Genomic DNA, 24802 nt, shown 5'->3' with positions numbered 1-24802 from the left:
AATCCATGAGCAACCCACTGGACGCGCTGGACAAGAGCATCGCCGAGCTGCGACGCGCGATCCGCGATGCGTCCGCCGCTGGCGACTCGGAGCGGGTCGGCGAACTTCGGGCGCAGCTTCGCCGGACCGAGCGTGCTTGGGATGCCCTCGTCGAAGCCGACGCAACGACACCGTCGACTGCGATTCCGGACCAGCCGGCGGCGGCCGAACCACGCGCGATGACACTGCCCGCCCGCGAACACGTGCAGCGAGCACTGGTTCTGCTCCAGGCCCCCGCGGCGCCGAAGCTGATCGTCGATGTCCACGACGCGTTCTTCCCGGGAGATCTGACGGCATCCAAGCTGTCGAGCCTGCGCCGCGACGAGGAACGCTCCTACCGTTCAGCTCCTGGCGCTCGGCCCTACTACCTGTGTCCGGCGCTCAACCACGACCTCCTGTCGCCGACCAGAGCGTTGCTCACGATCAGTACCTGGCCGCTCGAGCAGCGCATCATCGGCCCGCTATCCCCCCGGGTGAACTTCCTGACCGGCGCGATCCGAATCGCCGAGGCCATTCGCGGGATGCAAACGGCCGGTTCAAAACCCACGCCAGCGGCGATGCGCTTGCTATGGCGCTTCGCGACCAACATCCCTGGCGCGATGCCGCCGGAGGCGAGCCTCGTCGTACACGACATCGGGCAAGTGATCGATGCGTCGCTCGCCGAGCTGGAGGTCCATTCCGATGCCGATCATGCGACCCGAACCGCGTCCGCGCAACGGGCACGAAAGCAGCTAAGCGACGAACAGCAGCTGTTCGGCGCGCCGATCCGACAGGCCCGGCTCAAACATGCCGACTCCTGACCAGGTTAGACCCCGATAGGCCCCTCCAGTCCCCCTCCTCAAGGAATCACACTGCCGTGAAGGTAGCTCCCGACCCCCGATTGGATGCGTTGCGTGGGTCTGCACCGCGTCTGAATTACAACGCTCGGTCACTGGCCGCGCTCGAAAACAATCCGCGCTGCACCTTGAGGGCGGTCCTGGATGCCTCCGGCTCCAACAAGACCGCCATCGCCGCCCATGCCGGATACCCTACTCAGTTCGGCCAGTCCATCTTCGCTATCACCCGAGGGAACAACTTCGAGAAGATGGTGAAGGCCAACGGATGCGCCGAACTGCTGCGCGTACTCCGAGAGGTCCTCGAACTACCGATTCCAGAAGTCGGATACCGGGATCTCAACGACGTCGGCGGCGCGAGCGGCCTCTCGGTCCGCTACACCGAGACCGAGAAGCTACTGCTGGCAGCCGCCCGAGGCGATGCAGACGGCACTCTCTACGACCACCCGCTGCTGCGGTTGGAGGTCGGCGGCCAGCCCGTATTCCTCGAACCTGACCTCGTGGCGTTAAAGTTCGGCGCCCAGTTCTACGTGGTGGAGATCAAAAGCTTCCCGATCGTCGACGGGCAGGCGGACACAGCACTGGTGAAGTCGGCGACAACCCAGGCATGCGCGTACGTCCTCGCGCTACGCACCATGCTCGCCGCTGCCGGCATCAGCAACCCCGACGAAATCGTGTCCGACAAGATTGTGCTGATCGGACCCAAAAACTTCACCAACCGCCCGACCGGGGCCTTTGTCGACGCGCGCAACCAGGTGAAGAACCTCGCCCGCCAGCTGGCCCGCATCGAACGCATCGGCAACCAACTCGACCTGCTGCCCGAAGACCTGACCTTCGACCTCGCCGAGGACAAGGACGGACGCCCGCAGCGCCCCCGAGACGAACTGCGGGATGCGCTCGACACCGTGCCAGCCGCATACCGTCCCGACTGCCTCAATCACTGTGAGATGGCCTTCTTCTGCCGCTCACGCGCACGGGCCGCCGGATCCCTTGATGTGATCGGGTCGACCGTCACCGAGCCCCTCGGCGGCATCGACACCATGACCATGGCCCTCGGGCTCGCCCGCGGCGAACTCGAGCCGAACCAGGAGCAAATCGAGATGGCAGTTGCTCTGCGCCACGCCGCACGGCTGCGAGCTGAACTGGTCGACACCGGCAGCACATCGATGAGGAGCGCGCGGTGAGTAAGGTTTCGGCCCTGGCGCGCCTGGAAGCACTGGAGTCCATGAAAGCGCTGCCCATCACGCAGTTTCGGCACCGACGGCTCTCGGACAAGCCACTGGTCGTGATCCCACTCGTAATGGCTGGCGAAGCCGGCTCCCCACTCGCGGTGATGATAGGCCAGACCAAACGGTCACCACGACTGATCATTGTGGGTCAGCCACGAAATCCTGATCAGCGTTTCGTTTTCGCCGCGGAACTCGGCGACGTCGTGATGGGCTACATCAACGACCACCGGCTGAACCGCCGGGAAATTCGTTCTCGAAGCGGCGAGTCGCGATCCCGATTCACCGGAGCCCCGCAGGTTCTCGTGCCCAACCGCGGTGGCATCAAAGCACTCGCAGATCTGGGCCGTACCTGCCGCTTCCGTAAGACAACCGGCGACTTCCCGGTCTCCGCTGTCGTCCCCGAGTTGGGTAGGTGGCTCACCTTCCTCACCGACTCGGCGGAGCAGGCCGGAACCTCGATGCTGCTGGCCGTCACCAATCTGCTCACCGACCACTGGGCGACGGGACAGAGCACCCTCGAAGACCAAAATCTGGCTTCCGTCATGGCCTGGATCGCCCCACCAACCGGTGTAAGCGTCGAGCAGGCGCTCATGGACGCCGAGAACCCGGTCATCTGGCCGCCCGCCGGACCCTCGACATCACCCGAATTCGACAATCAGCAGTTGCACTCGGCGATCAAGGGATTCGACGCCGCTCGAGAATCCGGCGACACGGCGGCCTTCAATGCCGCCCAGCAGGAGCTCCGCGACCTCATCGGCGACCAGATCAAGCCGACCTGGCGAATGATGTGGGACGCGATCGCCCTACTGCATGGCGTCCCGGAGGCGCCTAGCGCAGCAAAACGTTTCGACGCGGACTGCGCGTCGTTCACAGACTTCTCCGATTATCAGGAGACTGGTGCCGCGCTGCCCCAGCGGGCGCGAGACAACGCAGTCGGCGCCGCGAGACGACTCAGTCGCCTGGAACGCTCTATCGAAGCTTTTGAAGCCGACATGGCCTTCGATGACCCCTTCGTACTCGCCGACCGACGCAGCATCGGCGAAGCGTTTGCCGGCACCGTTGAAGCCGTGGAACCCGACCGGGTCGTTACCAGTGACAAGAACCGTCCGGTATTGAGACCGCTTATCGCTATCCGAACCCTCGACCCCACCAGGCTCGCAGATGGAACCCAGCTGATCAGCCCAACGATGGGAGTCGGCCATAAGGCCAAGATCGTCGGAACAGTGCTCGACGAAGACTCGAGCCTCGTCACTGTAGAAGTCGTTGGCGGCATGGGCCGTCCGGGGAAACCGACCATCGGATCAGTCCCCGAACTCGGTCGGATTGTCGCCTATCTACCCGATCCGGGCTGGCGGGCCACGCCTACCTTCCCTGCCACCGGGACAATGCCATGGACACATACCGATACAACGGCACCCGATCTTGACAGCTCAACTTCCGCCACAGCAAGCACAGAGGAGTGGGGCGATGAGGACTAACAGCCCGCTCGCCGTCGACCCCGCCATGCGAGCTGCCGCAGTCACCGACAGGATCTTGACCGACCTCGCCAGCTCCGACTACCGAGCAGTCGTTGTCGACTCACCGCCCGGAGCCGGGAAGAGCACTCTCGTAATTCGCGCCGCGGGCAACCTCGTCGCAGGCAACGAGCGCCCAATGATCGTTGCCCAGACCAACAATCAGGTCGACGACCTCATCATTCGCCTGGCTCGAGAACACCCCGAAATCCCGATCGGCAGACTCAGCGGCGGCGACTACCGGCCTTCGCCGGTGGTCGCCGACGTCTGCACCGTCGGGACGAACATCGCTGCCTTGGCCGCATGTCAGATCGTCGTCGGCACATCCGCCAAGTGGGCCTTGGATCGCGACAGCCAATTCGGGTGGGCGATCCTGGACGAGGCGTATCAGATGCGCTCCGACAAGCTCCTGCAGATCGTCGAACGATTTGATCGGGGACTGTTCGTCGGCGACCCCGGCCAACTCGATCCCTTCACCGTGGCAGAAACAGAACGGTGGACAGGTCTTCCTCACGACCCGACCAAGAACGGCGTCAGCGTAATGCTGCAGCACAACCCACAGACCCCGGTACACGAACTGCCAGTCTCCTGGCGCCTTCCAGCTTCCGCTGCGCCCACAATCCAGGAAGCCTTCTACCCGCTCTCCGAATTCACCTCCGGCACAAAAGCGGGCACGCGAACCTTACAATTCCGGACTATGGGCTTCGGCTCTACAGCTCTCGACGAGACACTCGAAATGGCCGCAACAACCGGATGGGCACTGCACGAACTCCCCCGTCGACATGTCCCCCGAACAGACTCCGAGACAATCCAAACCGCAGCAGACCTCGCAGCCAGACTACTTGACCGAGGCGCCGTCGGGTTCTGCGAACACCACCCTGACGGTCGTGAGCTACAGGCCAGCGACATCGCGATCGGAGTGGCTCACCGAGACCAAGCCGACCTCGCCCGGGTCGCGCTCACCCGAACAGGCAACCCCACAGCGAGTAGAATCACCGTCGACAACGCCAACAGACTCCAGGGACGCGAATACGAAGTCGTCATCGTGATGCACCCGCTATCAGGCCGACGCGACGCAAGCTCGTTCCACCTCGAAGCTGGCCGACTCTGCGTTCTCACCTCACGGCACCGCCAGGCTTGCATCGTTGTCGCCAGAGCGGGCATCACGGACCTGCTCGACAGCCACCCATCAACCGAGCCCATCCATCTGTCGGTGCCAGCCAAATTTCCCGATGGCTGGCAAGCGAACCAAGTTGTAATGGCCCACCTCGCCCAGCATCGCGTTGGAGCCTGACACATAGGGTGAGGTTCACCCTCAATGGTGAATAGGGGTTCAAGCCGCTTCTTCTGCGACTGTGAGGAACTACTCGTAGCGAACAGGACTGAGCATCCTGATGACGGAATGCCGCCGGTCAGTGCTGTACCCCGTGGATCTCCAATTGTCAACTGCGGTAACGAGTTCCGCCTTGGCGGCGTAGGCGTGCCGACAGTAGTGCTCATGTTTGAAGGTCCACCAGAATGATTCGGCGGGACTGTTGCCCCAGCATAATTCGGTCTCGCCCATCGACCGCTTCAGTTGGTGGCGGCGGCAGGCTTACCTTGTCAGCGTCGCGGTGAACTCACCACCACGATCGAAATGCAGCACTGCGCCCGCGACGCTGCGGCCACGGGTCTCCACCGCTCGATCGGATGGCCTCACACACCATGTCGGCGCCGATGTGGTCAGCCACGACGTGGGCGAGCACCCGCCGTTACGACGCCCGTGGACCTGGTCAAGCGGCGAGGGCGAGCATGCTGGCACGCACGCGCGGCCGACGACCGGCGATGATCTGGGCGGCCGATTCGAAAGGAGGCTCGACGCCCTGACGGGAGGTCCGGCATCAGCGGGTAGTGGCGCCAACGCAAAAGTTCAGGTTTCATGGATTGGGGTGATCAGGCTAGACGGGCAGAAAGTGAACCTCCCGTGCCTTCGATCCGTCCAGTCCAGCCGCAACCCGACCCGCACGACCACAGGTCGCCGACGTCTCGTTCTACGAGCAGGAACCACGACCACCTTCCCTCGGCATCCACCACGACCCAACCACGGCCCCGCCCGCGGGTGCCGGATCAGTTTGCGGTGCACGACATCCGGCGCGAACCCGACCGTGGCAGAGAGCCGGTCCTCCAGTTCGACGGTTTGCTCCATACCCGGAAGCGACGTGCCAAGACGGCTGGCACAGTCCCCTTTCAGTTTCCTGCAGAGCTACCAGCAACACCCATAGATGAATTAGTCCACGCCACCGCAGCTTTGGACAATCGCGGGCGTCTCGGCAACAAATCACTGTTCCGCCTGCTGTCCTGGACCTCGGCTGATCGTCTACAGATCACCGTTGAGGGACAGCTTCCGGTCATCCGGCGTTCTCAATCGGGTCGGTCCTTGATTCGCGCGAATGGCTACCTCTATCTGCCTTCCGCGGTGCGACGCGACTGCAACCTCACGGCCGGCGAACGAGTCCTCCTTGCCGCAGCACCCGCTTTAGACGTCGTCGTGGTATATCCGCTGCAAGCTGTCGCCGGGGCGCTGTGGGCCTACCGTCGTCACGTCTGGGAGCGCAAGCCGTGACTACCGACGATGACATCAGCACCGCGTTGCACCTGCTATCACGTCTCGGGCTGACCGTCGCCGACCTGCAAGCGAGTCCTCAAGCAGCAAATCCGATGCCGACGTTCCGGATTTACATCCACACCGTCTCCGAGAGGTCCAACGACAGCACACTGCGCAACTACGGTACATATTGGCGATTCCTCGAAACGCATTGGGGTGACAGACTTTTAGGAAGTCCTAGCACGAGTGAGATCGAGGCAATAATCGAGAAGTATCGTCGGCAAACGGCGGTTCGCGCGAACACACGGGACGGTCAGGGCGCGGCCCGCATGTTCGTATCCGCGATCCGGCATCTCTATCGACATGCCGAACGAGACGGCTTCGTTCATCCGTCCAGCAATCCTGCCGCCGCCGTACACAAGCCTGCGCAGCTAGCGAGTGCCCGCCATGCCCTCCCCCTCCAACAGATCAACGAACTGGCACGGGTCGCGTCGACCACTGGCGACGACCGTCAACTCGATGCGCTGCTGGTCCGGTTTCACATCGAGACGGCATGCCGGCGCGGTGGTGCGCTACGTCTGCGAGTGGCGGATCTGAACATCGAGCACTGCCTAGTCAGGCTCAGGGAGAAGGGAGGCACTCTTCGATGGCAACCGGTATCACCAACTCTGATGCGGCATCTCGTCCAGCACGTCCGCGAGCGAGGCGGCACAACAAAAACCGATCGCGTATTCCGCTACCGCAACGGACGCGCGATCGGCCGCCGACGCTACGACACCCTCACTCAACGGCTTCGCGCCGAACTACCCTGGGCCGCTGCGCTTCAAGTCTCCGCGCACTGGTTCCGACATACCACCCTGACCTTCGTGGAACGAGAGTTCGGCGTCGCCGTCGCGCGCGCCTACGCCGGACACAAAGGACCCGCCCCCGGATCCGGGGCCACACTCATCTACACCAAGGCCGGACTCCTCGAGGTCGTCGAAGCCCTTACCGCGCTTACAGGCGAGCCCCATCCCCTGTCGGGAGCCAATGAACCGATCCCAACGGAACCAACCTGACACCGAAGACCGAAACGGCAATTCTCGAACCAGAAAGTCTGCCCAACCAGCGCTCCGAAGGAGTCAAACCACACCTATTCCGACCAAACGAATTCTGCCGCTTCACAATCTGGTGGATCGCTCTGCTTGCGCTCCGAACCAACAACGTCCCGCTTCGCCGAGCCCCGTAGGCCAGTGCGCTGCTCGACCCACGCCAGCATGCTGCTGCCACTCTGCAGTAACAATGAGATTCCTTGCCGAATCCGGCGGATAGGCGCTGCGATCGCCTGGCCGCCCACTCGACGTTCAACTCCCCGTTGGAGTTCTCGCCGAGCCCGGAGAATCGGCGCTGCCTATCGCGGTCCACCATGCACCTGTGGGCCAGCGAGTTGAGATTCACGCCGGACCCGGAGATCCAGCGCTGCACGTGATCAGGGAGGTCCGCCACCGAAGTTGATGTGGCGCAGGACGATCCCCGGCAGGGCTGGCCGGGTGAGCCGCACTGTGCGCCGTCATCGGCTAGTCCCTCCTGACGCGGGCGAGGAGTCGTGTCATTCTCCCACCCCGACACAGCGGATCGTCGCCTGCGCCAGCTCCGAGTTATGGGTTGCTTCCACAGATCAGAGCAACCTTCCTGCCGTACCGCCGACACTCCTGACTTCGGCCCGACCTGTGGCATCACCCGGGAACGGCCGATGTTCCAACCATGCGCTACTTCATCGGCAGCTCCCTGTGAAGTCGGCAGGTTCGGCTAGTTATTGCGATTCTCGCCGAGCCCGAAGGCTCGACGCTGCAGGCCGCCGTCGGCGCGGCGGTGGGGTCGGCAATGTTGAGATTCTCGCCGAGCCCGGAGGCTCGGCGCTGCCATGAGCGCGATCCCTCGATCGAGGTCCTCGGGCTTGTTGAGATTCTCGCCCAGCCCGGAGGTTCGGCGCTGCGGCTCGGGTAAGGCTGTCGACTTCGCCATGCCGATGTTGAGATTCTCGCCGAGCCCGGAGGTTCGGCGCTGCCGTTGCGGTCGTGAATCGCGGGGCGGCCGATCACGTGTTGAGATTCTCGCCGAGCCCGGAGGTTCGGCGCTGCGGGAGGAAGTGGCCCTTGGTGTCGGTGTTGCTGTTGTTGAGATTCTCGCCGAGCCCGGGGGTTCGGCGCTGCGCCGACCGCCTCCATCTTCAGCTCGCGTTTGCGCTGGTTGAGATTCTCGCCGAGCCCGGAGGTTCGGCGCTGCAGGGCTGCGATCGGGTCGTGTGAGGCAGTGCCGTGGTTGAGATTCTCGCCGAGCCCGGAGGCTCGGCGCTGCCCCTGTCGGAAATCATCGAGGGCCTCGCCGACGGGATGTTGAGATTCTCGCCGAACCCGGCGGCTCGGCATTGCCTTTGGTGATGTCGGATTTCGCTTCGCCCTCGGCGAGTTGAGATTCTCGTTGAGCCCGGCAGCTCGGCGCTGCCGACAACGCGTCCTCGCTACTGCCGAAGGTCCGGCGCTATCCGCTGGAAGTGAAACCACGACCGCGAGGCGCGGTTGAGACTCTTGTCGGACCCGGAGATCCGGCGCTGCATGGGCGCCGCCGTATTCGACGTGCCGTTCGAAGTTGAGATTCTCGCCGGACCCGGAGGTCTGGCGCTGCGAGGACCAGCCTGACGCGGATGATCTCTATGGGGTGGTTGAGATTCTCGCCGGGCTTGGAGGCCCGGCGCTACTCGCAAGGACGGGTGGGGTGTCCTGCGCTTCGTCGAGGTTGAGATTCTCGCCGGACCCGAAAGTTCGGCGCTGCACCGCCGACTGCATCATTTTCGACGAGGCCATGATGTTGAGACTCTCGCCGGACCCGGAGGTCCGGCGCTGCCCCCCGAATTCGGCCCTGATTGCCACGCTCAGTCACGTTGAGATCGTCGCTGAGCCCGAAGGCTCGGCGCTGCCACCGAGTACCACTTCAGCCGCTCCATGTCGGTCAGGTTGAGATTCTCGCCTAGCCCGGAGGCTCGCCGCTGCGATGATGTGAGGTGGGCGAACGCGATCAGCGACGAGTTGAGATTCTCGCCGAGCCCGGAAGCTCGGCGCTGCGGGTCCACCCCTTGCCGACCGCGCCGTCCGCCCGATTGTTGAGATTCTCGCCCAGCCAGGAGGCTAGGCGCTGCACTGGCGGGCACTCACCAGACTTGGGTCAATACTGGGCTTTTGAGATTTTCGCCGAGCGTTGGGACTCGGCGCTGAGGCGAAGTCGTCCATTCTTAGCCGACGATTTTGGTGAGTGTAATCGCGTCGGGGATGGCTGTTTCGTTGATGGTGATGGTGTAGTCGGTGAAGGCGCGGATTGGTGTGGTGTGTGGTTGTTTCGTGTCGGGAGTGATGGTGATGGTGTCAGTGAGGATGTGTGCGGGTGCGCTGCCGTAGGCGTCGGGGTGGGTGAAGATGTAGAGGCCGCGCAGGGCCATTTCGGTGCGGGCGGCGGCGCGGTCGTGTTCGAACATCAGGGTGAAGCTGCGCCACAGCAGTGCCAGGTCTTCGGAGGTGACGCCGGTCCGGTTGGCCAGTGGGGCGCTGTAGTGGCCGACTCCGCGGTAGAGGCCGTAGGGGATGGTGTGTTTGCTGCCCATTTCGGTTTCTTTGTCGGCGTCTTCGCGGGTGCGGGTGACGCGGGTGATTCCGTGTTCTTGGGTCAGTACGGGGTGGATGCTTCGGGAGAATCCGATTTGCAACGGTCCTTGGACGCGGCCTGCGGTTTTGGCGGCTTTGCCGTTGTCGCCTTTGCCGGTGGACATGACGGCGCCGAACATGCGGACGTCGTAAAAGGTTTCACACATCCAGCGTTGCGCGCGTGGTATTGAGTCCTTGCCGCTGTCGAGTTTGAGTTCCGTGTAGGCGCGTTCGTGTTGGGAGTTGAGGGATACGCCTGCTTGGACGTAGATGTCGGTGCCGGGTTTGCCTTCGCCGAGCAGGCTGATCATGTTGCGGATCTTGCGTTTGATCGCTACGTCGGTGACCAGGCCCTGCATGGTTTCGGGGTCGGTGCGGGGCATTCCCGCGGCGTCGGGGTCGCCGTTGGGGTTGCCGTCGGTGATGTCGAACAGGAACACGAAGTCGTGTTTGCGGGTCGGGTTCAGGTGAACGTGATCGGTCATGTGGTGGCTCCTTTGTGGGAATTAGATTGATGTGGTCAGCAGGTGAGAGCGGCGGCTGCGTTCTCCTTGTCGCTTCTGGTTTTTCGCATGGCAGCGAGGTCAGCGGCACGTTGATGGTCGTAGCCGAAGATGAATTGGGTTTGACCGAGGTTGTCGAGGTGTTCGGGCATGCCATCGGCGCGGTCGAGCAGTGCGATGAGTTGCGCGAGTTTGCGGTCCAGTGCGATGCCGGCGGGTTTGGTGCTGTCTTTGCCGGTGAGCTTCTTGAGGTGGCTGTTGGCGTTGGAGCGCAGCCGCCGCATGGTGGTTGCGGGTTGGGTCATGGCGACGGTGAAGTAGCGGTCGCGGATGGTGGTGTTGATGTCGGGGATCGCGGTGCGTTGGATTGTTTCCAGGACCGCGAACATGCGGCCCCACACATAGGCGGGGTCGGTGGCGGTCTCGTCGAGACCCGGCATGATCGTCTCCTTGTCGGGGGAATGCCTGTAGGGCGGGCGGTTCACGCACAGGCGCAGCGTCGCGACGCGGGCAAGATCTACGTGGTGGTCGTTGCGGATGCGGTGGAGCAGTCCGGCCATCAGATGTGGTGGCGGCGCTCCTCCGTGCAGTGCGCATCGCAGGAGGTCTTTCTCGATGCCGTGGGCGGCGCTACCGGCGACGTAGCGTTTGCGTTGCCGATCCCAGCGGCCGCTTGCCTGCACCATGGCCCACAACGGGACGTAGTGCAGACCGTCTTCCCACGGCTGGGTGGATTGGTGATCGCGGAACCAGTCTGCGAGGCGCTGTTTGATACGGCTAACGGGGACGTCGATCCAGTCTCGAACGATGACCCGGCTTTGGTTGGCCGACAGCGTGAGCGCATAGAACTGGTTGGCGCTGTCGTGTTCGTCTTGCTCGTCTGCCTCCGAGTCGTGTTGGTTTCCGGCGGGGCGGGGTCGGCCGATGTGGGGTTGGTGGAGCAGTTTCTCCACCGCTTCGCGGTTGGGTGTGTCCAGGTCCATCCAGCTGGTGTCCGCGGGTACGCGAAGCCACCACGTGAACACGGTGTCCTCACCACGGCGACGCTGATCCGGGTCGGTCAGGAGGTCATTGAGCGCGGTCATGGCGGTGGCGCCACAGTCCTCACACACGGGAGTGTTGACCAACTGGACGGCCCCCATCCGCCCTTGGGCCGCCGTGTTGATCGAGACGAGTGCGGCGTCGCGGCCTTGCTTGGGGCGGCCGTGGCTGTCGACGCCGACCGGGATGAGGCGACCTTTCACCATGTCCGGAATGGTCTTCAACAAGGGCCCGGCCGTGCCGCAGGACAGACACAGCCCTTCAGCGCCGCTGCTCTTGCGGGTTCGTGCGACCTGTGCCCAGAATGCAATCGCCGAGGGCAGTTGATGGGCCCAGACACCATCGATCATGACACCCACGAGGTCGGACACGGACAGTTCTGCTTCAGTCGCCTCGTCGAGGTGGTTGAGCAGCTTCAAATGGCCTTCATCACTGAAAAATTCGCTCACCTGACGTGCGATCGGGTCGCCGCTTGATTCAGCCCATTGCTGCACCAGTGCGAGGTAGTCGTCATTGCGCGTTTGCGCGGCGGTGTGAGCTTTGTCGCTGTCGTCTTTGGCAACGCCGAAGACATACTCCACGGTGTCCACGAGCAGCATCGGTGGCGGCTTCTGCCCCGCCCGCACCAGATACGGCACTGAGATCAGCGCGCCCGCCCTGTGATCGCCGCTGCGGCGGTCGAGCAGGCTCGCTATGCCAGCAGTGTCGATCGAGATCACCCACCGCACCGCACGGTCGCGGTGGTAGCGGGGGCGGTTACCGCTGCCGCGGGCGGCGAGTTGGGTGATCAGCACGACGCCTGCCGCCGGTGCGCACGCCGATGCTGGCTCCGGCCCGGCGTGGGTGGCGCTGCGGTGGGCAACTCGAGCCCTCGCGGCGGGATATGAAGTGTGCCGTTGTCGAGTCTGGCGAGAAACCATTCGTAGGTTTCGCCCCCGGTCTCGCCGTAGACGATGGTGTGCAGCATGACACCGAGGTCTTTGTTTGCATCCTGTCCATGGATCGGTCGTTCCTGGCTGGGATTGCCGAATTCTGCGGTGAATTCTCGGCACCCCAAAAAGGGTTGGGTGAAGCATGCTCCCCTGTTGACCCGGCGTCGGAACTGCTCGCGATACTTCACCTCGGTGCCGTGGGTGTCGGGCAGCAGCTCTATCTGGGCGTAGATGCGGTAGGCGACATCACGCAGCGCGACCGTATTGCGTTGGTCACGATCGGCTTCGGCGTCGTAGCGCAGGCTCGGGTCAACCATCGCACGACGTACCCAATCCTCGGTGGTCATCGACTTGACCTCGTTGCGTCGGATCGAGAACCAGCGAATCGGTCTCAGCACGTCGATCTTCTCGATTCGGTACTCGAAGCCCGGTTTCCAGAAGATCGCCTTGAGCACCCCCTGGGCGGCCGAGGGGGTCATCACCTCGTAGCTGAACCGTTCTGCCTTCAATTCTGGTCTGGTGAAGCACGCGTACTCACCGCGTACTTCGACCACCAGCGGTGGATACAGACGTCTCGGCGTAGTCAAAATATGAAACCTCCTGTGCCATAGTCGATTCCTCGGTCACGGTGATAGTCACCGAGCCATTCGTACAGATCCCCCACCAACACTCTTGCGAGTCCGTCGGCCACCGCGCGCGCGGCGAGGCGTCGCGGAAGACTTGCCGTGTACGGCTGCAACCGTCGATACACCGACGGGCCCACCGGGCCCTCGCCGAGGAGTTCCTCCAGCAGCTCTCGACGTTCGGTCGCGTCGCCGTAGGGAACGACGACCGACACCGTGCGTTCCTCGATCATCGTGAACAGCTCGGCGACCTTGGTGAAGTTGAACTCGCGACGCAACTGCCTGATTCTCACTGCAGTACTTGAGTTTTCGATCCCGTCGACGGCATATCGTGTCTTGTAGTAGCGGCTCATAGCGAGGAGCTGGTCCAGGTCACGGCCCGGGCCGAATTGCGTTCGGGTGATGTCCAGAGCTGAGCCATAGATCAGTTGCGCTGCCCGGATGTCGCCGTCGGCAGGTTCGAAAACCACTACTCTGCCTTCGGCTCTGACTCCGTGGCGATTGCAGCGTCCTGCGGCTTGCAGCAATGCCTCCGCGGGCGCCAGTGCGCGGTACACGACCGGGAAGTCCACATCCACGCCCGCTTCAACCAACTGCGTGCTGACCACCGCCACCGCTCGCCCGAGCCGAAGTCGAAGATTGATTCGCTTCAGCACCTTGCGTCGATGCGCACCCGCCATGCGTGTCGACAGATGCAGCACCGGTCCACCGCATCCCCGCACAGCGCTCAGTTCCCGGTGCAGTCGGGCAGCATCGCGAGTGGTATTGACGATCAGCAACACTTGGCGCAGATCAGCGGATTCCTCCGCGATCTCGGCGAACGACGGCTTCGGGCGACAGCGCCACTCGAAGCGCACCCGGCGAAGTTCATCGAACAGTTGCTGCGGCTCGGTGATCAACGGCGCCGCTGGCACGTCCCGGAAGATGTCGAGTGCGAAGTACTCCGGCTGCGTCGCCGAAGCCAACACCACACTGGTGTCGAAGTACTCGACCAGATGCCGCAGGACTGTCAGGATCGGCATCAGCATCGCATCCGGAAGAGCCTGCACCTCATCCAACACGATCACCGCGCCCGCCAGACGGTGAAGTTTCCGCATCGCCGCCGGACGGCAGTCGAACAGAGACTCGAACAACTGCACCGTTGTGGTCACCACCACTGGAGCGTCCCAATTCTCGACCGCAAATCGATGCTGTCGTCGCCGATCATCGGCCATGTCGTCGACGTCCACGCTCGAGTGGTGTTCAAGCACATTCTCCGCGCCGAACAAGCTCCGATAGACCTTCGCGTTCTGCTCGGTGATCGACGTGAACGGAACCGCGACGATCATCCGCCGCAGACCACGTCGTCGCGCGTGGTACACACCGAAACCAGCCGCCGCGATCGTCTTACCTGCACCGGTGGGCGCCGCGAAGGGGTAGATCCCCGGCTCCCCGGCCCCAGACCCGGCCGCCACCGCCTTCGCATACACCCGTGCCCGAACCTCATCAACCGGCGACGATCCCCATCGCCGCAGCTGCTCGGCTAGATAGCGACCCCGATTCGCTTCGAACGACTCCACCAGCGACGACAACGGCTGCACCTTCACCGGCGCCTGACCAGTCCGATGCTCACGGGTGTCGATCACATCGGCATCGACTACTGCGCTGAAGACCATCCGCACCATCAACTCCACGGCCTCAACATCAGCGTCGCGAGTCAACCAGTCCGGAAGGACTACCGGCAGCACACCTTCGATCTCCGGCACGAGACCAACAACATTCTCGACAGCCTCTTGAACCGCAGCCGAACCCGCCCGATCAGCCTGTATCACAGCGTCTTTCAACATCTGCCTATCCCTCAGCCCGCCGTGATGACCCCACACGACCATCGCGAAAACGCCCAAGTTGGCCCGCCGCGCGGCAAGCCACGTCCCCGCTCGCTTGTGATCGATCCCCCGCCCATCGACGCCAAGGACCCGAGAGTTCGTCGCCTCGGCGCGAAGCAACCCCTGCTGCCACGCATGAGTCGCCTTTCCTACGTCATGAACCAAGCCCAAATAGAACGCGAGCGCACCCGCACCGAACACCTCAGCGAACGCCTGTGCACGCCACGCCGTGCCGCGCAGATGCGCCACCAGCCCGTGACGGCGCCGCTGAAAGTTGTTGCTATGCGCCCAGAATCCCGTCATACCACCCCTGTCGGACCGAAGACCTCAACGACGCAGCGACCCTACGCCACAGGTCCGACATTGATGATGTAAGTCGTGTTCCCGCACTGGTCGTGACTCTGGCAGCCTCGCACTGGGACCCGGCCCAGCACCGGCGGGTCTGGGGTCGAACGATCGCCGATGTCGGCATCGCACGCTGGGAATATGGCGACCACCCTGGAGCAGCGGACGCTTGGGGCACCGCGGTGCCGATCCTGAAATCGCTGCAATCGACCCGCGCCGACGACGCACTCAACCGCATCCGGCGCCGTGCACCAGAACTGGTGTAGCCCACCAGCCCTTCGGCGCCGGTCGGTGCACGACAAGTGTCCCGCTGTCGCTGAAAGCGCCAGCGGGACCCCTGGATTCGACGCCCTGGGTTAGGTCAGGTGAACCAGTCGGTTGCGGCAGTCAACCGCGGCACCGTAGCGATCTGCGTGCCCACAGACCGAGCAGGTACAGATCTCGGTTCTGCTGTCGTCGGACAATCTGCCCGGCGCGAGGTCGACGTGTTTGCCGTCGCAGCCGGCGCAGGGCATGTAGGCCCGCCAGCGAACCAGCTGGCCGTAGGAGTTATTGTCGCTGAGCATTATTCGCTCCGCCCGGACTCGGCGAGTTCGCGACCCCTGACCGCGGGGTTGCTCAGCAGCTGGTCGTAGGGTTCCAGCAACGGGACGAGGCGGCTATCGGGCAGCGGGATTGCGCACGGGCAGGACCGGAATACCGTGCGCGGCGCCCATCCAGTCTACCCAGCGAATGAACTCGAGCGCCGATCCGGCAAACATCCGGCGGACGCGGTCCTGCATGGCGCGCACGTCGTGACCGGGCAGGAAATCGCGCGTGCTGATCTCGGCGCAGCCGCAACCGCAAGGGCGTCCGCGGAACCCCGCCTCCTCGGGAAGATCGCAGTAACCGATGCGGTTCTGCGAAGCGTGGTCCGGAGTTGTCGCCAAACGACTACCGCGGGCGCGGCGGGGAGGCTTCGGACGGATCCCACTGCGAGTTGAGATTCTCGCCGGACCCGGAGGCCCGGCGCTGCATTTCGACCAGCGCGGCAGCGAGGCGGACACGCTGTTGAGATTCTCGCCGGACCGGAGGTCCGGCGCTGCCCCACTCGAGCGCCCGTTGACGGCGCTGCAACTCCTCGTTGAGATTCTCGCCGGACCCGGAGGTCCGGCGCTGCGACACCGAGACGGACGGCTCGCTGAGCGTGATGTCGTTGAGATTCTCGCCGGACCTGGAGGTCCGGCGCTGCGCTGGACCTCTACCACCTCATCGGCAAACAGATCGGTTGAGATTCTCGCCGGACCCGGAGGTCCGGCGCTGCGAGCCTGCTCCGGGGAGCGCGGACTCGACCAGGTTGAGATTCTCGCCGGATCCGGAGGTCCGGCGCTGCCTGCACCGAGTCGTTCGATGGTGGCGATGGCGAGGTTGTTGAGATTCTCGCCGGACCCGGAGGTCCGGCGCTGCGGCCAGGCGCTGCTCGAGGTCGATCTCTTCGTAGAACAGGTTGAGATTCTCGCCGGACCCGGAGGTCCGGCGCTGCGCGCGAGATCGCTGCCAGGTTCGGCTGGTCGGACGCGTTGAGATTCTCGCCGGACCCGGAGGTCCGGCGCTGCAGCCAGACTTCGTTGTTCGTCGGGTTGTCCATCTGGTTGAGATTCTCGCCGGACCCGGAGGTCCGGCGCTGCATGCCCTCACGTTCGGTTGCCTCCGTCTCCACATGGTTGAGATTCTCGCCGGACCCGGAGGTCCGGCGCTGCGATAGCGTCCGCCGACGCCGGGTTGTCAGTGACGTTGAGATTCTCGCCGGACCCGGAGGTCCGGCGCTGCTCCGGGGCGTCCAACCACTTGTCCGGGATCGACCAGTTGAGATTCTCGCCGGACCCGCAGGTCCAGCGCTGCACGTTCCGGGCATCGGAGGCGAGCCGCTCAGCGGCAGGTTGAGATTCTCGCCGGACTCGGAGGTCCGGCGCTGCCTTTGGGGTTACCTTGACCTGTCCCTGCGGAGTGTTGAGGTTCTCGCCGGACCCGGAGGTCCGGCGCTGCCGGCCACCGTCTTGATAACCGGGGTCAGCGCTTCGTTGAGATTCACGCCGGACCCGGAGGTCCGGCGCTGCCTTGGACTATCAGTACGAGAACGGCCTGTATTACAAGTTGAGATTCTCGCCGGCCCCGGAGGTCCGGCGCTGCACACCTTCGGGGTCTCGACCCAAGTGCGGATCATGTTGAGATTCTCGCCGGACCCGGAGGTCCGGCGCTGCAGCGAGCCTCTCGGGTCACGCTCAGGCCCTTCGGAGTTGAGATTCTCGCCGGACCCGGAGGTCCGGCGCTGCCTACGCCGACCGCAACGCCGACTTCCTCCGGCGGGCGTTGAGATTCTCGCCGGACCCGGAGGTCCGGTGCTGCAGGACGCCGTACAGCCAAGTGCGCCAGGTTGCAGTGGTTGAGATTCTCGCCGGACCCGGAGGTCCGGCGCTGCCCGCCACCTCGGCGCGCGAGATATCCGCCATCAGCGGTTGAGATTCTCGCCGGACCCGGAGGTCCGGCGCTGCCCTGTATGAGCTGCAGTTATGCTCCCCGAGACAGTACACCGGTATGTCAAAGACAACTCGTCGACGCAGTCTGCCCACGTCGCCAGTTCAGAACCCTCCTGGGATTTCGGCTGCACCCCAGGTTCCGAACCGAACACACAACCCAGAACAACCACCCATCACCACCTGGCAACCGTGCGTTTCGCAGCCTAGACGGCTCCCTAGACCAACCCCGCAACCCTCGCTGGGTTCGCGGCACGATGCCAACGGCTGCCTCGCATTACCCTCGGAATCACATTGGCGGAATGGGTTTTACGGGCTGACCGTGCCGTCGATGCGAACTCGCCAGGGCATGAACGTGCGACCTGCAGACGCGGGCCTTGGACCACGCAGTCATTCCAGGAGATAACGGAGGTGTAATCTCGCTCGACATGAACACATTCGCGTTGCAAGCGTGCAGCGCGCCGTGGACTCTTACAGATGCAAGAACACAACAGAAAACGCAATATTGCGTTCCCTCTGCGGCGACTTGCTTCCACCTGGCTTCCACGCAGCGGCAACCATGCAGCTAGGACGTGTTCCGGGTCACAGAATCGGCCGAATGCCGGTGCGTAAGGGGGCTTTCCGCAACCGGTTCCGGTAGCCGAAACTTCGCCCGAACCGGACGAAACCCCCTGCCTTGTCGAATGCGTGTCGGACAACGCAGGGAGACATACTCGAGCTCTAGCCAACCCTCATGATCCACAGGCGGCTGTCGACCTCGGCAGCACGAGCATGGGGCCATTCCTCGAGCCCTCGCCGCATTCAAACCGGTTGAACAAGTCCGGTAGCGGGCTGGCCGCCGGCCGGCCACCACCGCTCCGAATGAGTACGGGCGGTGAGTATTTCGGCGGACGTCGCGGGCATCGGCGGTTCGTACGCTCGCAACATCACCCGCAGGGGGTGATTTGCCAGAGGGAGGAACCCATGTTCTACAGAAACGCCACGCGTACGGTCCCACTCGCCGCGGTCGCTCTGACGCTCGGCGCGCTCGCGGGCGCAGGCGTCACGACGATCTCGCCCGCCCCGGCATCCGCGGCGCCGGGCTACAGCTGCCCGGGCGGGATGTTCTGCGGCTGGGACGGAGCCGATGGCAAGGGCAGCATGATCATTCAGGTCGATGCCAATTGTTTTCTGCACGATATCGGCAACGGCGGCGTCGGCGACCGCTTGACCTCCTACTGGAACCGCACCGGCCAGACCGTGGGGGTGTACAACTGGACGGGCGAACGCTGGCAGCTGCTCGCCTCCATCACGGACAACAGCCGGGGCACCCTGTCACCCGGCGCGGACAACAGAGCCGACGCGGTGATGCCCGGCGGGAACAGCGGTGCGACCGGCTGCGTGTGAACACACCGCGAGGATTGTGGGTGCGGAGACCGTGGGTGCCGCGGTCTCCCGCTTCGCCGGATACGCCTCGACCGCACGGTAGTCGTTACGCACCACCGGAATGATCATGCGCAGACGCTGGTCACCATCCGCCCCGGACGCTCGGCGAACTCCGATTCCAGCGCCTCGAGTGCGACTCGACCGGGCGTCGCATCGTCCGGAAGCAGCGTCGACTTCGACACAGGAAATACGTCTACGACGCAACAGAATTCGGCCGACGAGGCAGCGGTGCCAATTCTTTTGATATCAGCCGGAGGCCCATCCGGCCACCCACTCCGCAGGCGACCACCTTGATTTTCCCGCGCCCATTCGGCGATATCGCTGGTCTCAGCACATTTGGACAGATGAACAGAATGCAGCTGTGAGATATGTCAACTATCAAACCCTGGCACCGTGCCCCGCCAGTGTGATACAGCACGTTCTCGCTGCTACCGACCCGAAACCACGCTTCAGCACTAGCTATTAACAGAGCGTTACACGCACCAACTGTTAACGCGAAATACACAATTCGCGGCGTGGGATCGGGCAGCGAGTGCTGCCGATCGAAACTAGACTTGCGCTCACGTTCTCGGAGCAAGGTCGAATTACGCCCGCCGACAGCTCCATTCGAACGGCTTTCCGCCGCCGTGCCGCGATGCACGAAAACTCACCGTGACTCCTGAGAGGGAAGCATGCATTCCTCAGCGCCCGATACACGTGCTCCGCGCGACGTCGGCCTCCGAATCACCACACCCGGCGAGTCGTTGTACGCCGCCCGAGATACCCCGACACCCGCGCGGACGTCTACGGTCACCATTCCCGCCGCACCCGAGCCGGGCAGGCCACGCCAGTTGAGTTCGCTGGATCTGCAACTGCTCGACCTCGAAACCGACTCGGCGCCAATGCATGTCGGCACGGTCACCGTGCTGGACTCCGCCGCGGCCCCCGAAACGCCGCTGGATGTCACCTCCCTGCGGCAGCTGTTCGCCGACCGCCTCCACCTGATCGCGCCATTGCGCCGTCGCCTGCGCACGGTCCCGTTCGGGCTCGATCTGCCGTACTGGGAGGACTGCGACTACATCGATCTCGGCTACCACATACGGCACATACGACTACCCCACGACGCCGGCGACGAACACCTCGCCGACTACGTGGCACGACGGCACGCCGCACCGCTGGACCGCACCAGACCACTGTGGGAATGCGATCTGATCTCCGGGCTCGCCGACGGACGGCAGGCCGTCTACACCAAGATCCACCACTCGGTGATCGACGGCATCTCCGGCGCCGAGATCATGGCGGTCATCCTCGACCTCCACCCCGAGAGTCTGCCCACACCGCCACCCGCGGACGGCATCTCCCGCGACCGCAACCCGTCCACCGCCGAACTGCTCGCCCGCAGCCTGCCGAACATGATCGGCCGCCAGGCAATCCGCGTTCAGTCCCTTCTGCACGCGGGTCCCGCCCTGCTCCAAGCCCGCGACGACCTCCGCGCGAAACACCCCGACGTTCCGATCAAGGCACCCACCACCCCCACACGCAGTCTCGCCTACACCTCGCTCCCCCTCGACGCGGTCAAAAACATCAAAGACCGCGTCGACGGCACCGTCAACGACGTGGTGATGGAGCTGTGCACCTCGGCGCTACGACGCTGGCTGCTCGACCACGACCAGCCCGCCGACCATCCCCTGGTGGCCGCGATTCCAGTATCCGTACGCACCCCCGAGCAATTCGGCACCGCCGGAAACCAGTTCTCCCTCATGCTCACTGCGCTACCGATCGCCGAACCCGACCCCGAACATCGGCTCGAACAGCTGCACAGCAACCTGCTCGAAGCCAAGAAGCGATTCCAGACCCAACCGCCCACCCTGCTGCACAAAGCCACCTCCCTGCTCACACCGCTGCTCCACGGCCGACCCACCCGCGCCCTCCTCCGAGCAGCAGCACCGAGCCTTCCCCTGGTCGACCTCGTCGTCTCGAATGTCCCCGGCCCGCAAATTCCGTTGTACCTCCGCGGAATCCGCGTCCAGCACAGCTACCCGGTCTCCCTGCTCACCGAACTGGCAGGCAGCCTCAACATCACCGTCATGTCCTACGACGGACACCTCGACTTCGGCATCGTCGCCTGCCCCGACGATTTCCCCGATGTCTGGGACCTCGCCGATCACCTGCACAAGGCACTGGCCGACCTAGAGCAGTCGCCCGGGAGGCCATAGCGATGACCGCAGACCCCATACCCCACGAATACCCACTGTCCACATCACCGCAGAGGCCGGACCGTGCCGCCCAGCGGGACTTCCGACGTCGATACGCCCTCGCCGCCGCCACCGAGGTCTTCGTCTCGCGCGGCTATCACGCGACCACCATGGATGAAATCGCGCAGCGCGCCGGCTACACCAAACCCATACTGTACAAACAGTTCTCCGGAAAACTGGACCTGTATCTCGCCGTCCTGCAGGACCATATCGACACCCTGACCGAAAGCCTGCGACAAGCACTGGCCTCGACATCGATCAACAAGCAGCGTGTGCGCGCCGCGGTGCAGACATACTTCGACTTCGTCGACCACGAGACGCACGGCTTCCGGTTGGTGTTCGAATTCAGCGCGGCCAGCGAACCCTCGGTGCAGTTGCGTATCGGCCGCGCCACCGACGCGTGCGTGGACACGGTCTGCGAGGCGGTGACACACGACTCCGGGCTGAACCCACAACAGGCCCGCCTGCTGGCCGCTGGGCTGGTGGGCGCGAGCCAGGTCGCGGCGCAGTACTGGCTCGACACCGGCCGGGCGATCCCGAAATCCGACGCCATCGATGCCGTGATCAGATTGTGCTGGGGTGGGCTGTCGCAAGTGCCTTTGCACCCGACCGAATGAACGCCGGCCGACTTGCAGCGCTCCTGTGTCCGCAACGGCGCGCGGTCGCATCCCTGGCCTCGTGCGCGAAGAGCATCCGGCCGGCCATTGCACCTGGATGCGGCAGCCATGCGCATGTCCCGAAATGAATAAATTCGCGTCCCGCGAGGATAAGCATCGGTGAGTGATCTGGATTACCGTGGGTTACATCACAGCGAGTTGATCAGCGAACGGAAGACGCCGTGTTCGGTGAGCGCACCCGGCACGGTCTTCTGCCGACAACTCGCACGCGATCCCACGATTCGATCCCGATCGGAGCACTCTCATGTATTTTCACGACGACTCGCTGTTCCCGGAGAACCAAGAGAAGCTGGTCATCACCGCCGCCCCGTACGGCCCGGAGTGGGAAATCGACGACTTCCGCGAGGACCTGCCGCTGACCGTGGACGAGCACGTCCAAGCCGCGGTGGACTGCTACAACGCGGGCGCCACCGTACTGCACATCCACGTGCGTGAACTCGACGGCAAGGGTTCCAAGCGGCTGTCGAAGTTCAACGAGCTGCTCGGCCGCCTGCGCGAGGCGGTGCCGGACATGATCCTCCAGGTCGGCGGCTCCATCTCCTTCGCACCGGAAGGCGAAGGCGCGGACGCCAAGTGGCTTTCCGACGACACCCGGCACCTGCTCGCCGAACTCGACCCGCGACCGGATCAGGTCACCATCGCCATCAACACCAACCAGATGAACATCGTCGAGCTGATGACCGGCGACGACATCGCGGGCACGTCGTTCACGCGACCGGAGGTATACGAGGCCTACCGGGAGATGTACGTCCCCGCCGGCCCCGCTTGGGTCGAAGAGCACGTGAAGCGGTTGCAGGCCAACGGGATTCAGCCGCACTTCCAGCTGGCCAACATCCCGCAGCTCGAGACGGTGGAGCGGTTGATCCGGCGCGGCGCGTACACCGGTCCGCTCTTGGTGACCTGGGTCGGCATCGGCGGCGGCTTCGACGGACCCAACCCCTACAACATGATGGAGTTCATCCGCCGTGTTCCCGACGGTGCGGTGCTGACGCTGGAGACGCTCATGCGCAGCGTGCTGCCCATCAACACCATGGCCATCGCCATGGGCCTGCACGCGCGCTGCGGTAACGAGGACACCCTGTGGGGCCGCAAGGGCCAGAAGATGACCTCGGTGCAGCAGATCGAGCAGCTGGTCCGCCTCGCGGGTGAACTCGGCCGCGAAGTCGCGACCGGCAAGGAAGCGCGCGAGATCTACAAGCTCGACGAGCGCTACGCCAACGCGGACGAGACGTTGGCCAAGATCGGATTCGCTCCCAATCGCAAGCCCGGCCAGGTCGGATTCACCCACCACGCCTGAGCATTCCGGGCGATGCCACGCCGGGCGTCGCCCGCCTCGGGGCCAACGGCCCAGGTGAGCCCCGGGCTCACGATTCCTTTCACAGCTCCGGTGCGCGCGCACCGTCTCCGCGCACCGGATTCGTAGGAGCACCAATGGAGTTGCACACTACCGCCACCGGGACGGCAGGCTCCCCTGCCGCCGTCCCGGCCATGGCGGCCACCCGCGCCCCAGCAATCCGCCGGGTCTATCCGTGGGTCGTCTTCGCCCTGGCCTTCGGCCTGCTGCTGGCCGACTACATGTCGCGACAGGTTCTCAGCGCGGTCTTCCCCTTCCTGAAAACCGAATGGGCACTGTCCGATTCGAAGCTGGCCTCGCTGAGCAGCATTGTCGCGCTCATGGTCGGCCTGCTGACGTTGCCGCTCTCGCTCCTGGCCGACCGGTGGGGCCGGGTGCGCAGCCTGGTTCTGATGGCTGTCCTGTGGAGCGCGGCCACCTTGGTGTGCGCGACCGCCACCGATTACGAACAGATGCTCGGCGCTCGCTTCCTGGTCGGGGTCGGTGAGGCCGCCTACGGCAGCGTCGGCATCGCGGTGGTGCTCAGCGTGTTCGCGCCCCACGTGCACGCCGCGCTGAGCGGGGCGTTCATGGCAGGCGGCTCGTTCGGATCGGTCCTCGGCGTGGCCGCGGGCGGCGTCATTGCCGTCCAGTTCGGCTGGCGGTGGGCCTTCGCCGCGATGGCCGTCTTCGGCCTGATTCTTGCCGCGCTGTTCCGGACCCTGATCAGCGATGCGAAGCTGGCCGGCCACGCCGCCGTGCCGACGCCGCGCGCGAACGCCAGAGGGTTCCGCGCGCCGGTCTCGACACTGTTCACCGATCCCGCAGTGCTGTGCGCCTACCTCGGCAGCGCCCTGCAAATCTTCACCGCCGCGGTGCTGCTGTCGTGGATGCCGAGTTTCTTCCACCGCTACTACGGTCTGGCGCCGGACAGAGCGGGCGCGACCGCCTCGATATTCGTGCTGCTCGTCGGCGCGGGCATGGTGGGCTGCGGGATGATCACCGACCGCGTCGGCCGCGCCGACATATCCCGCAAATGGACCGCCGCGATCGTGTTCTGCCTGATCTCGCTCGTGTGCCTCACCCTCGGCTTCAGCCTGGACACCGGTGCGCCGCAACTGCTTCTGATCGGCATCGGCGCGTTCTTCTCCGGCGGATCGTCCGGGCCTGCCGCGGCCATGGTCGCCACTCTCACCCACCACTCCGTGCGTGCCTCGGCCTTCGGCGCCCTCACCCTGGCCAACAGCCTGCTCGGCCTGGCCCTCGGCCCGTTCGTCGTCGGCGTGCTCGCCGACCACCTCGGGCTCGCCGGTGCGCTGCGGCTGGCGCCGCTGACGTACCTGGTCGCCATCGCCGCGCTGATTCTCGGCAAACGCGCCTACCCGGCCGGGTTGCGCAGGCTCGCCGTACTGAATTCCACCGCCTCGCTGTGATCATC

At 64.4% G+C, this 24802-nt stretch carries 18 protein-coding genes and 1 CRISPR repeat array; of the genes, 12 read left to right on the top strand and 6 right to left on the bottom strand.

What is annotated here, in order from left to right; all coding sequences use genetic code 11:
• Positions 1-5: 5 nt before the first annotated feature.
• The 4 genes from AC3EO7_RS20645 to AC3EO7_RS20630 are packed head-to-tail and all read left to right on the top strand — an operon-like array spanning position 6 to position 4909.
• Positions 6-839, top strand: coding sequence for a hypothetical protein (locus tag AC3EO7_RS20645; protein WP_435592116.1), 834 nt, complete (start codon positions 6-8; stop codon positions 837-839).
• Positions 840-895: 56 nt separating this feature from the next.
• Positions 896-2056, top strand: coding sequence for a hypothetical protein (locus AC3EO7_RS20640; protein WP_435592115.1), 1161 nt, complete (start codon positions 896-898; stop codon positions 2054-2056).
• Entirely contained in the window at positions 2053-3579 is a 1527-nt protein-coding gene (locus tag AC3EO7_RS20635) for a hypothetical protein (protein ID WP_435592114.1), read from the top strand. Before AC3EO7_RS20640 ends, AC3EO7_RS20635 begins: the two co-directional genes overlap by 4 nt.
• A complete protein-coding gene (locus tag AC3EO7_RS20630) occupies positions 3569-4909 on the top strand; it encodes an AAA domain-containing protein (protein ID WP_435592113.1) in 1341 nt (446 codons plus the stop codon). Before AC3EO7_RS20635 ends, AC3EO7_RS20630 begins: the two co-directional genes overlap by 11 nt.
• A gap of 69 nt (positions 4910-4978) precedes the next feature.
• Here the strand turns inward: AC3EO7_RS20630 and AC3EO7_RS20625 are convergent, their stop codons facing one another.
• Entirely contained in the window at positions 4979-5179 is a 201-nt protein-coding gene (locus AC3EO7_RS20625; protein WP_435592112.1) for an integrase core domain-containing protein, read from the bottom strand.
• Between the two features lie 552 nt (positions 5180-5731).
• Here AC3EO7_RS20625 and AC3EO7_RS20620 point away from each other — a divergent pair.
• Both AC3EO7_RS20620 and AC3EO7_RS20615 read left to right on the top strand, forming a co-directional pair.
• Complete coding sequence (locus tag AC3EO7_RS20620; protein ID WP_435592111.1) at positions 5732-6217, top strand: hypothetical protein; 486 nt, start codon at positions 5732-5734, stop codon at positions 6215-6217.
• Positions 6214-7257 (top strand): tyrosine-type recombinase/integrase, encoded by a 1044-nt coding sequence (locus AC3EO7_RS20615; protein ID WP_435592110.1) that lies wholly within the window; start codon positions 6214-6216, stop codon positions 7255-7257. Before AC3EO7_RS20620 ends, AC3EO7_RS20615 begins: the two co-directional genes overlap by 4 nt.
• A 2210-nt stretch (positions 7258-9467) precedes the next feature.
• On the opposite strand, the gene cas7c is transcribed toward AC3EO7_RS20615, so the two are convergent.
• The 4 genes from cas7c to cas3 are packed head-to-tail and all read right to left on the bottom strand — an operon-like array spanning position 9468 to position 15140.
• Positions 9468-10358 carry a type I-C CRISPR-associated protein Cas7/Csd2 gene (cas7c, locus tag AC3EO7_RS20610; protein ID WP_435592109.1) on the bottom strand — a complete coding sequence of 297 codons (891 nt, stop codon included), beginning with the start codon at positions 10356-10358 and terminating at the stop codon, positions 9468-9470.
• Positions 10359-10393: 35 nt separating this feature from the next.
• Positions 10394-12211 (bottom strand): type I-C CRISPR-associated protein Cas8c/Csd1, encoded by a 1818-nt coding sequence (gene cas8c, locus AC3EO7_RS20605; RefSeq protein ID WP_435592108.1) that lies wholly within the window; start codon positions 12209-12211, stop codon positions 10394-10396.
• Positions 12205-12903, bottom strand: coding sequence for a type I-C CRISPR-associated protein Cas5c (gene cas5c, locus AC3EO7_RS20600; RefSeq protein ID WP_435592107.1), 699 nt, complete (start codon positions 12901-12903; stop codon positions 12205-12207). The genes cas8c and cas5c overlap by 7 nt, the downstream gene beginning before the upstream one ends.
• A 29-nt stretch (positions 12904-12932) precedes the next feature.
• Entirely contained in the window at positions 12933-15140 is a 2208-nt protein-coding gene (gene cas3 / locus AC3EO7_RS20595) for a CRISPR-associated helicase Cas3' (RefSeq protein WP_435592106.1), read from the bottom strand.
• A 92-nt stretch (positions 15141-15232) separates the two neighbouring features.
• Here cas3 and AC3EO7_RS20590 point away from each other — a divergent pair, with 92 nt between their 5' ends.
• Entirely contained in the window at positions 15233-15448 is a 216-nt protein-coding gene (locus AC3EO7_RS20590) for a hypothetical protein (protein WP_435592105.1), read from the top strand.
• A 393-nt stretch (positions 15449-15841) separates the two neighbouring features.
• Here AC3EO7_RS20590 and AC3EO7_RS20585 read toward each other — a convergent pair whose 3' ends face one another.
• Positions 15842-16111 carry a hypothetical protein gene (locus AC3EO7_RS20585; protein ID WP_435592104.1) on the bottom strand — a complete coding sequence of 90 codons (270 nt, stop codon included), beginning with the start codon at positions 16109-16111 and terminating at the stop codon, positions 15842-15844.
• A 193-nt stretch (positions 16112-16304) separates the two neighbouring features.
• Positions 16305-17713: direct repeats of the CRISPR family, unit length 37 nt; unit sequence GTTGAGATTCTCGCCGGACCCGGAGGTCCGGCGCTGC.
• Between the two features lie 945 nt (positions 17714-18658).
• On the opposite strand from AC3EO7_RS20585, the gene AC3EO7_RS20580 reads away from it, so the two are divergent.
• From AC3EO7_RS20580 to AC3EO7_RS20560, 5 genes are all read left to right on the top strand, one after another.
• Positions 18659-19081 (top strand): peptidase inhibitor family I36 protein, encoded by a 423-nt coding sequence (locus AC3EO7_RS20580; RefSeq protein WP_431969365.1) that lies wholly within the window; start codon positions 18659-18661, stop codon positions 19079-19081.
• A gap of 710 nt (positions 19082-19791) precedes the next feature.
• Complete coding sequence (locus AC3EO7_RS20575) at positions 19792-21315, top strand: WS/DGAT/MGAT family O-acyltransferase (protein ID WP_435592103.1); 1524 nt, start codon at positions 19792-19794, stop codon at positions 21313-21315.
• 2 nt (positions 21316-21317) lie between these two features.
• Positions 21318-21971 carry a TetR/AcrR family transcriptional regulator gene (locus tag AC3EO7_RS20570; RefSeq protein WP_431969369.1) on the top strand — a complete coding sequence of 218 codons (654 nt, stop codon included), beginning with the start codon at positions 21318-21320 and terminating at the stop codon, positions 21969-21971.
• 304 nt (positions 21972-22275) lie between these two features.
• Positions 22276-23328, top strand: a complete 1053-nt coding sequence (locus AC3EO7_RS20565) for a beta-keto acid cleavage family enzyme (protein WP_435592102.1) — start codon at positions 22276-22278, stop codon at positions 23326-23328.
• Positions 23329-23462: 134 nt separating this feature from the next.
• A complete protein-coding gene (locus AC3EO7_RS20560) occupies positions 23463-24797 on the top strand; it encodes an MFS transporter (protein WP_435592101.1) in 1335 nt (444 codons plus the stop codon).
• Positions 24798-24802: the final 5 nt, after the last annotated feature.

The sequence above is a fragment of the Nocardia sp. bgisy118 genome (assembly GCF_057708605.1).
The sequence above is the reverse complement of the archived record's forward strand: the minus strand, read 5'-3'. Positions and strand labels throughout refer to the sequence as shown.

Bases quoted from the DNA above. Each gene is read 5' to 3' on its own strand.
- AC3EO7_RS20645 (WP_435592116.1), top strand. From the start codon at position 6: ATGAGCAACCCACTGGACGCGCTGGACAAGAGCATCGCCGAGCTGCGA.
- AC3EO7_RS20630 (WP_435592113.1), top strand. From the start codon at position 3,569: ATGAGGACTAACAGCCCGCTCGCCGTCGACCCCGCCATGCGAGCTGCC.
- AC3EO7_RS20625 (WP_435592112.1), bottom strand. From the start codon at position 5,179: ATGGGCGAGACCGAATTATGCTGGGGCAACAGTCCCGCCGAATCATTC.
- cas7c (WP_435592109.1), bottom strand. From the start codon at position 10,358: ATGACCGATCACGTTCACCTGAACCCGACCCGCAAACACGACTTCGTG.
- cas3 (WP_435592106.1), bottom strand. From the start codon at position 15,140: ATGACGGGATTCTGGGCGCATAGCAACAACTTTCAGCGGCGCCGTCAC.
- AC3EO7_RS20580 (WP_431969365.1), top strand. From the start codon at position 18,659: ATGTTCTACAGAAACGCCACGCGTACGGTCCCACTCGCCGCGGTCGCT.
- AC3EO7_RS20575 (WP_435592103.1), top strand. From the start codon at position 19,792: ATGCATTCCTCAGCGCCCGATACACGTGCTCCGCGCGACGTCGGCCTC.
- AC3EO7_RS20570 (WP_431969369.1), top strand. From the start codon at position 21,318: ATGACCGCAGACCCCATACCCCACGAATACCCACTGTCCACATCACCG.
- AC3EO7_RS20565 (WP_435592102.1), top strand. From the start codon at position 22,276: ATGTATTTTCACGACGACTCGCTGTTCCCGGAGAACCAAGAGAAGCTG.
- AC3EO7_RS20560 (WP_435592101.1), top strand. From the start codon at position 23,463: ATGGAGTTGCACACTACCGCCACCGGGACGGCAGGCTCCCCTGCCGCC.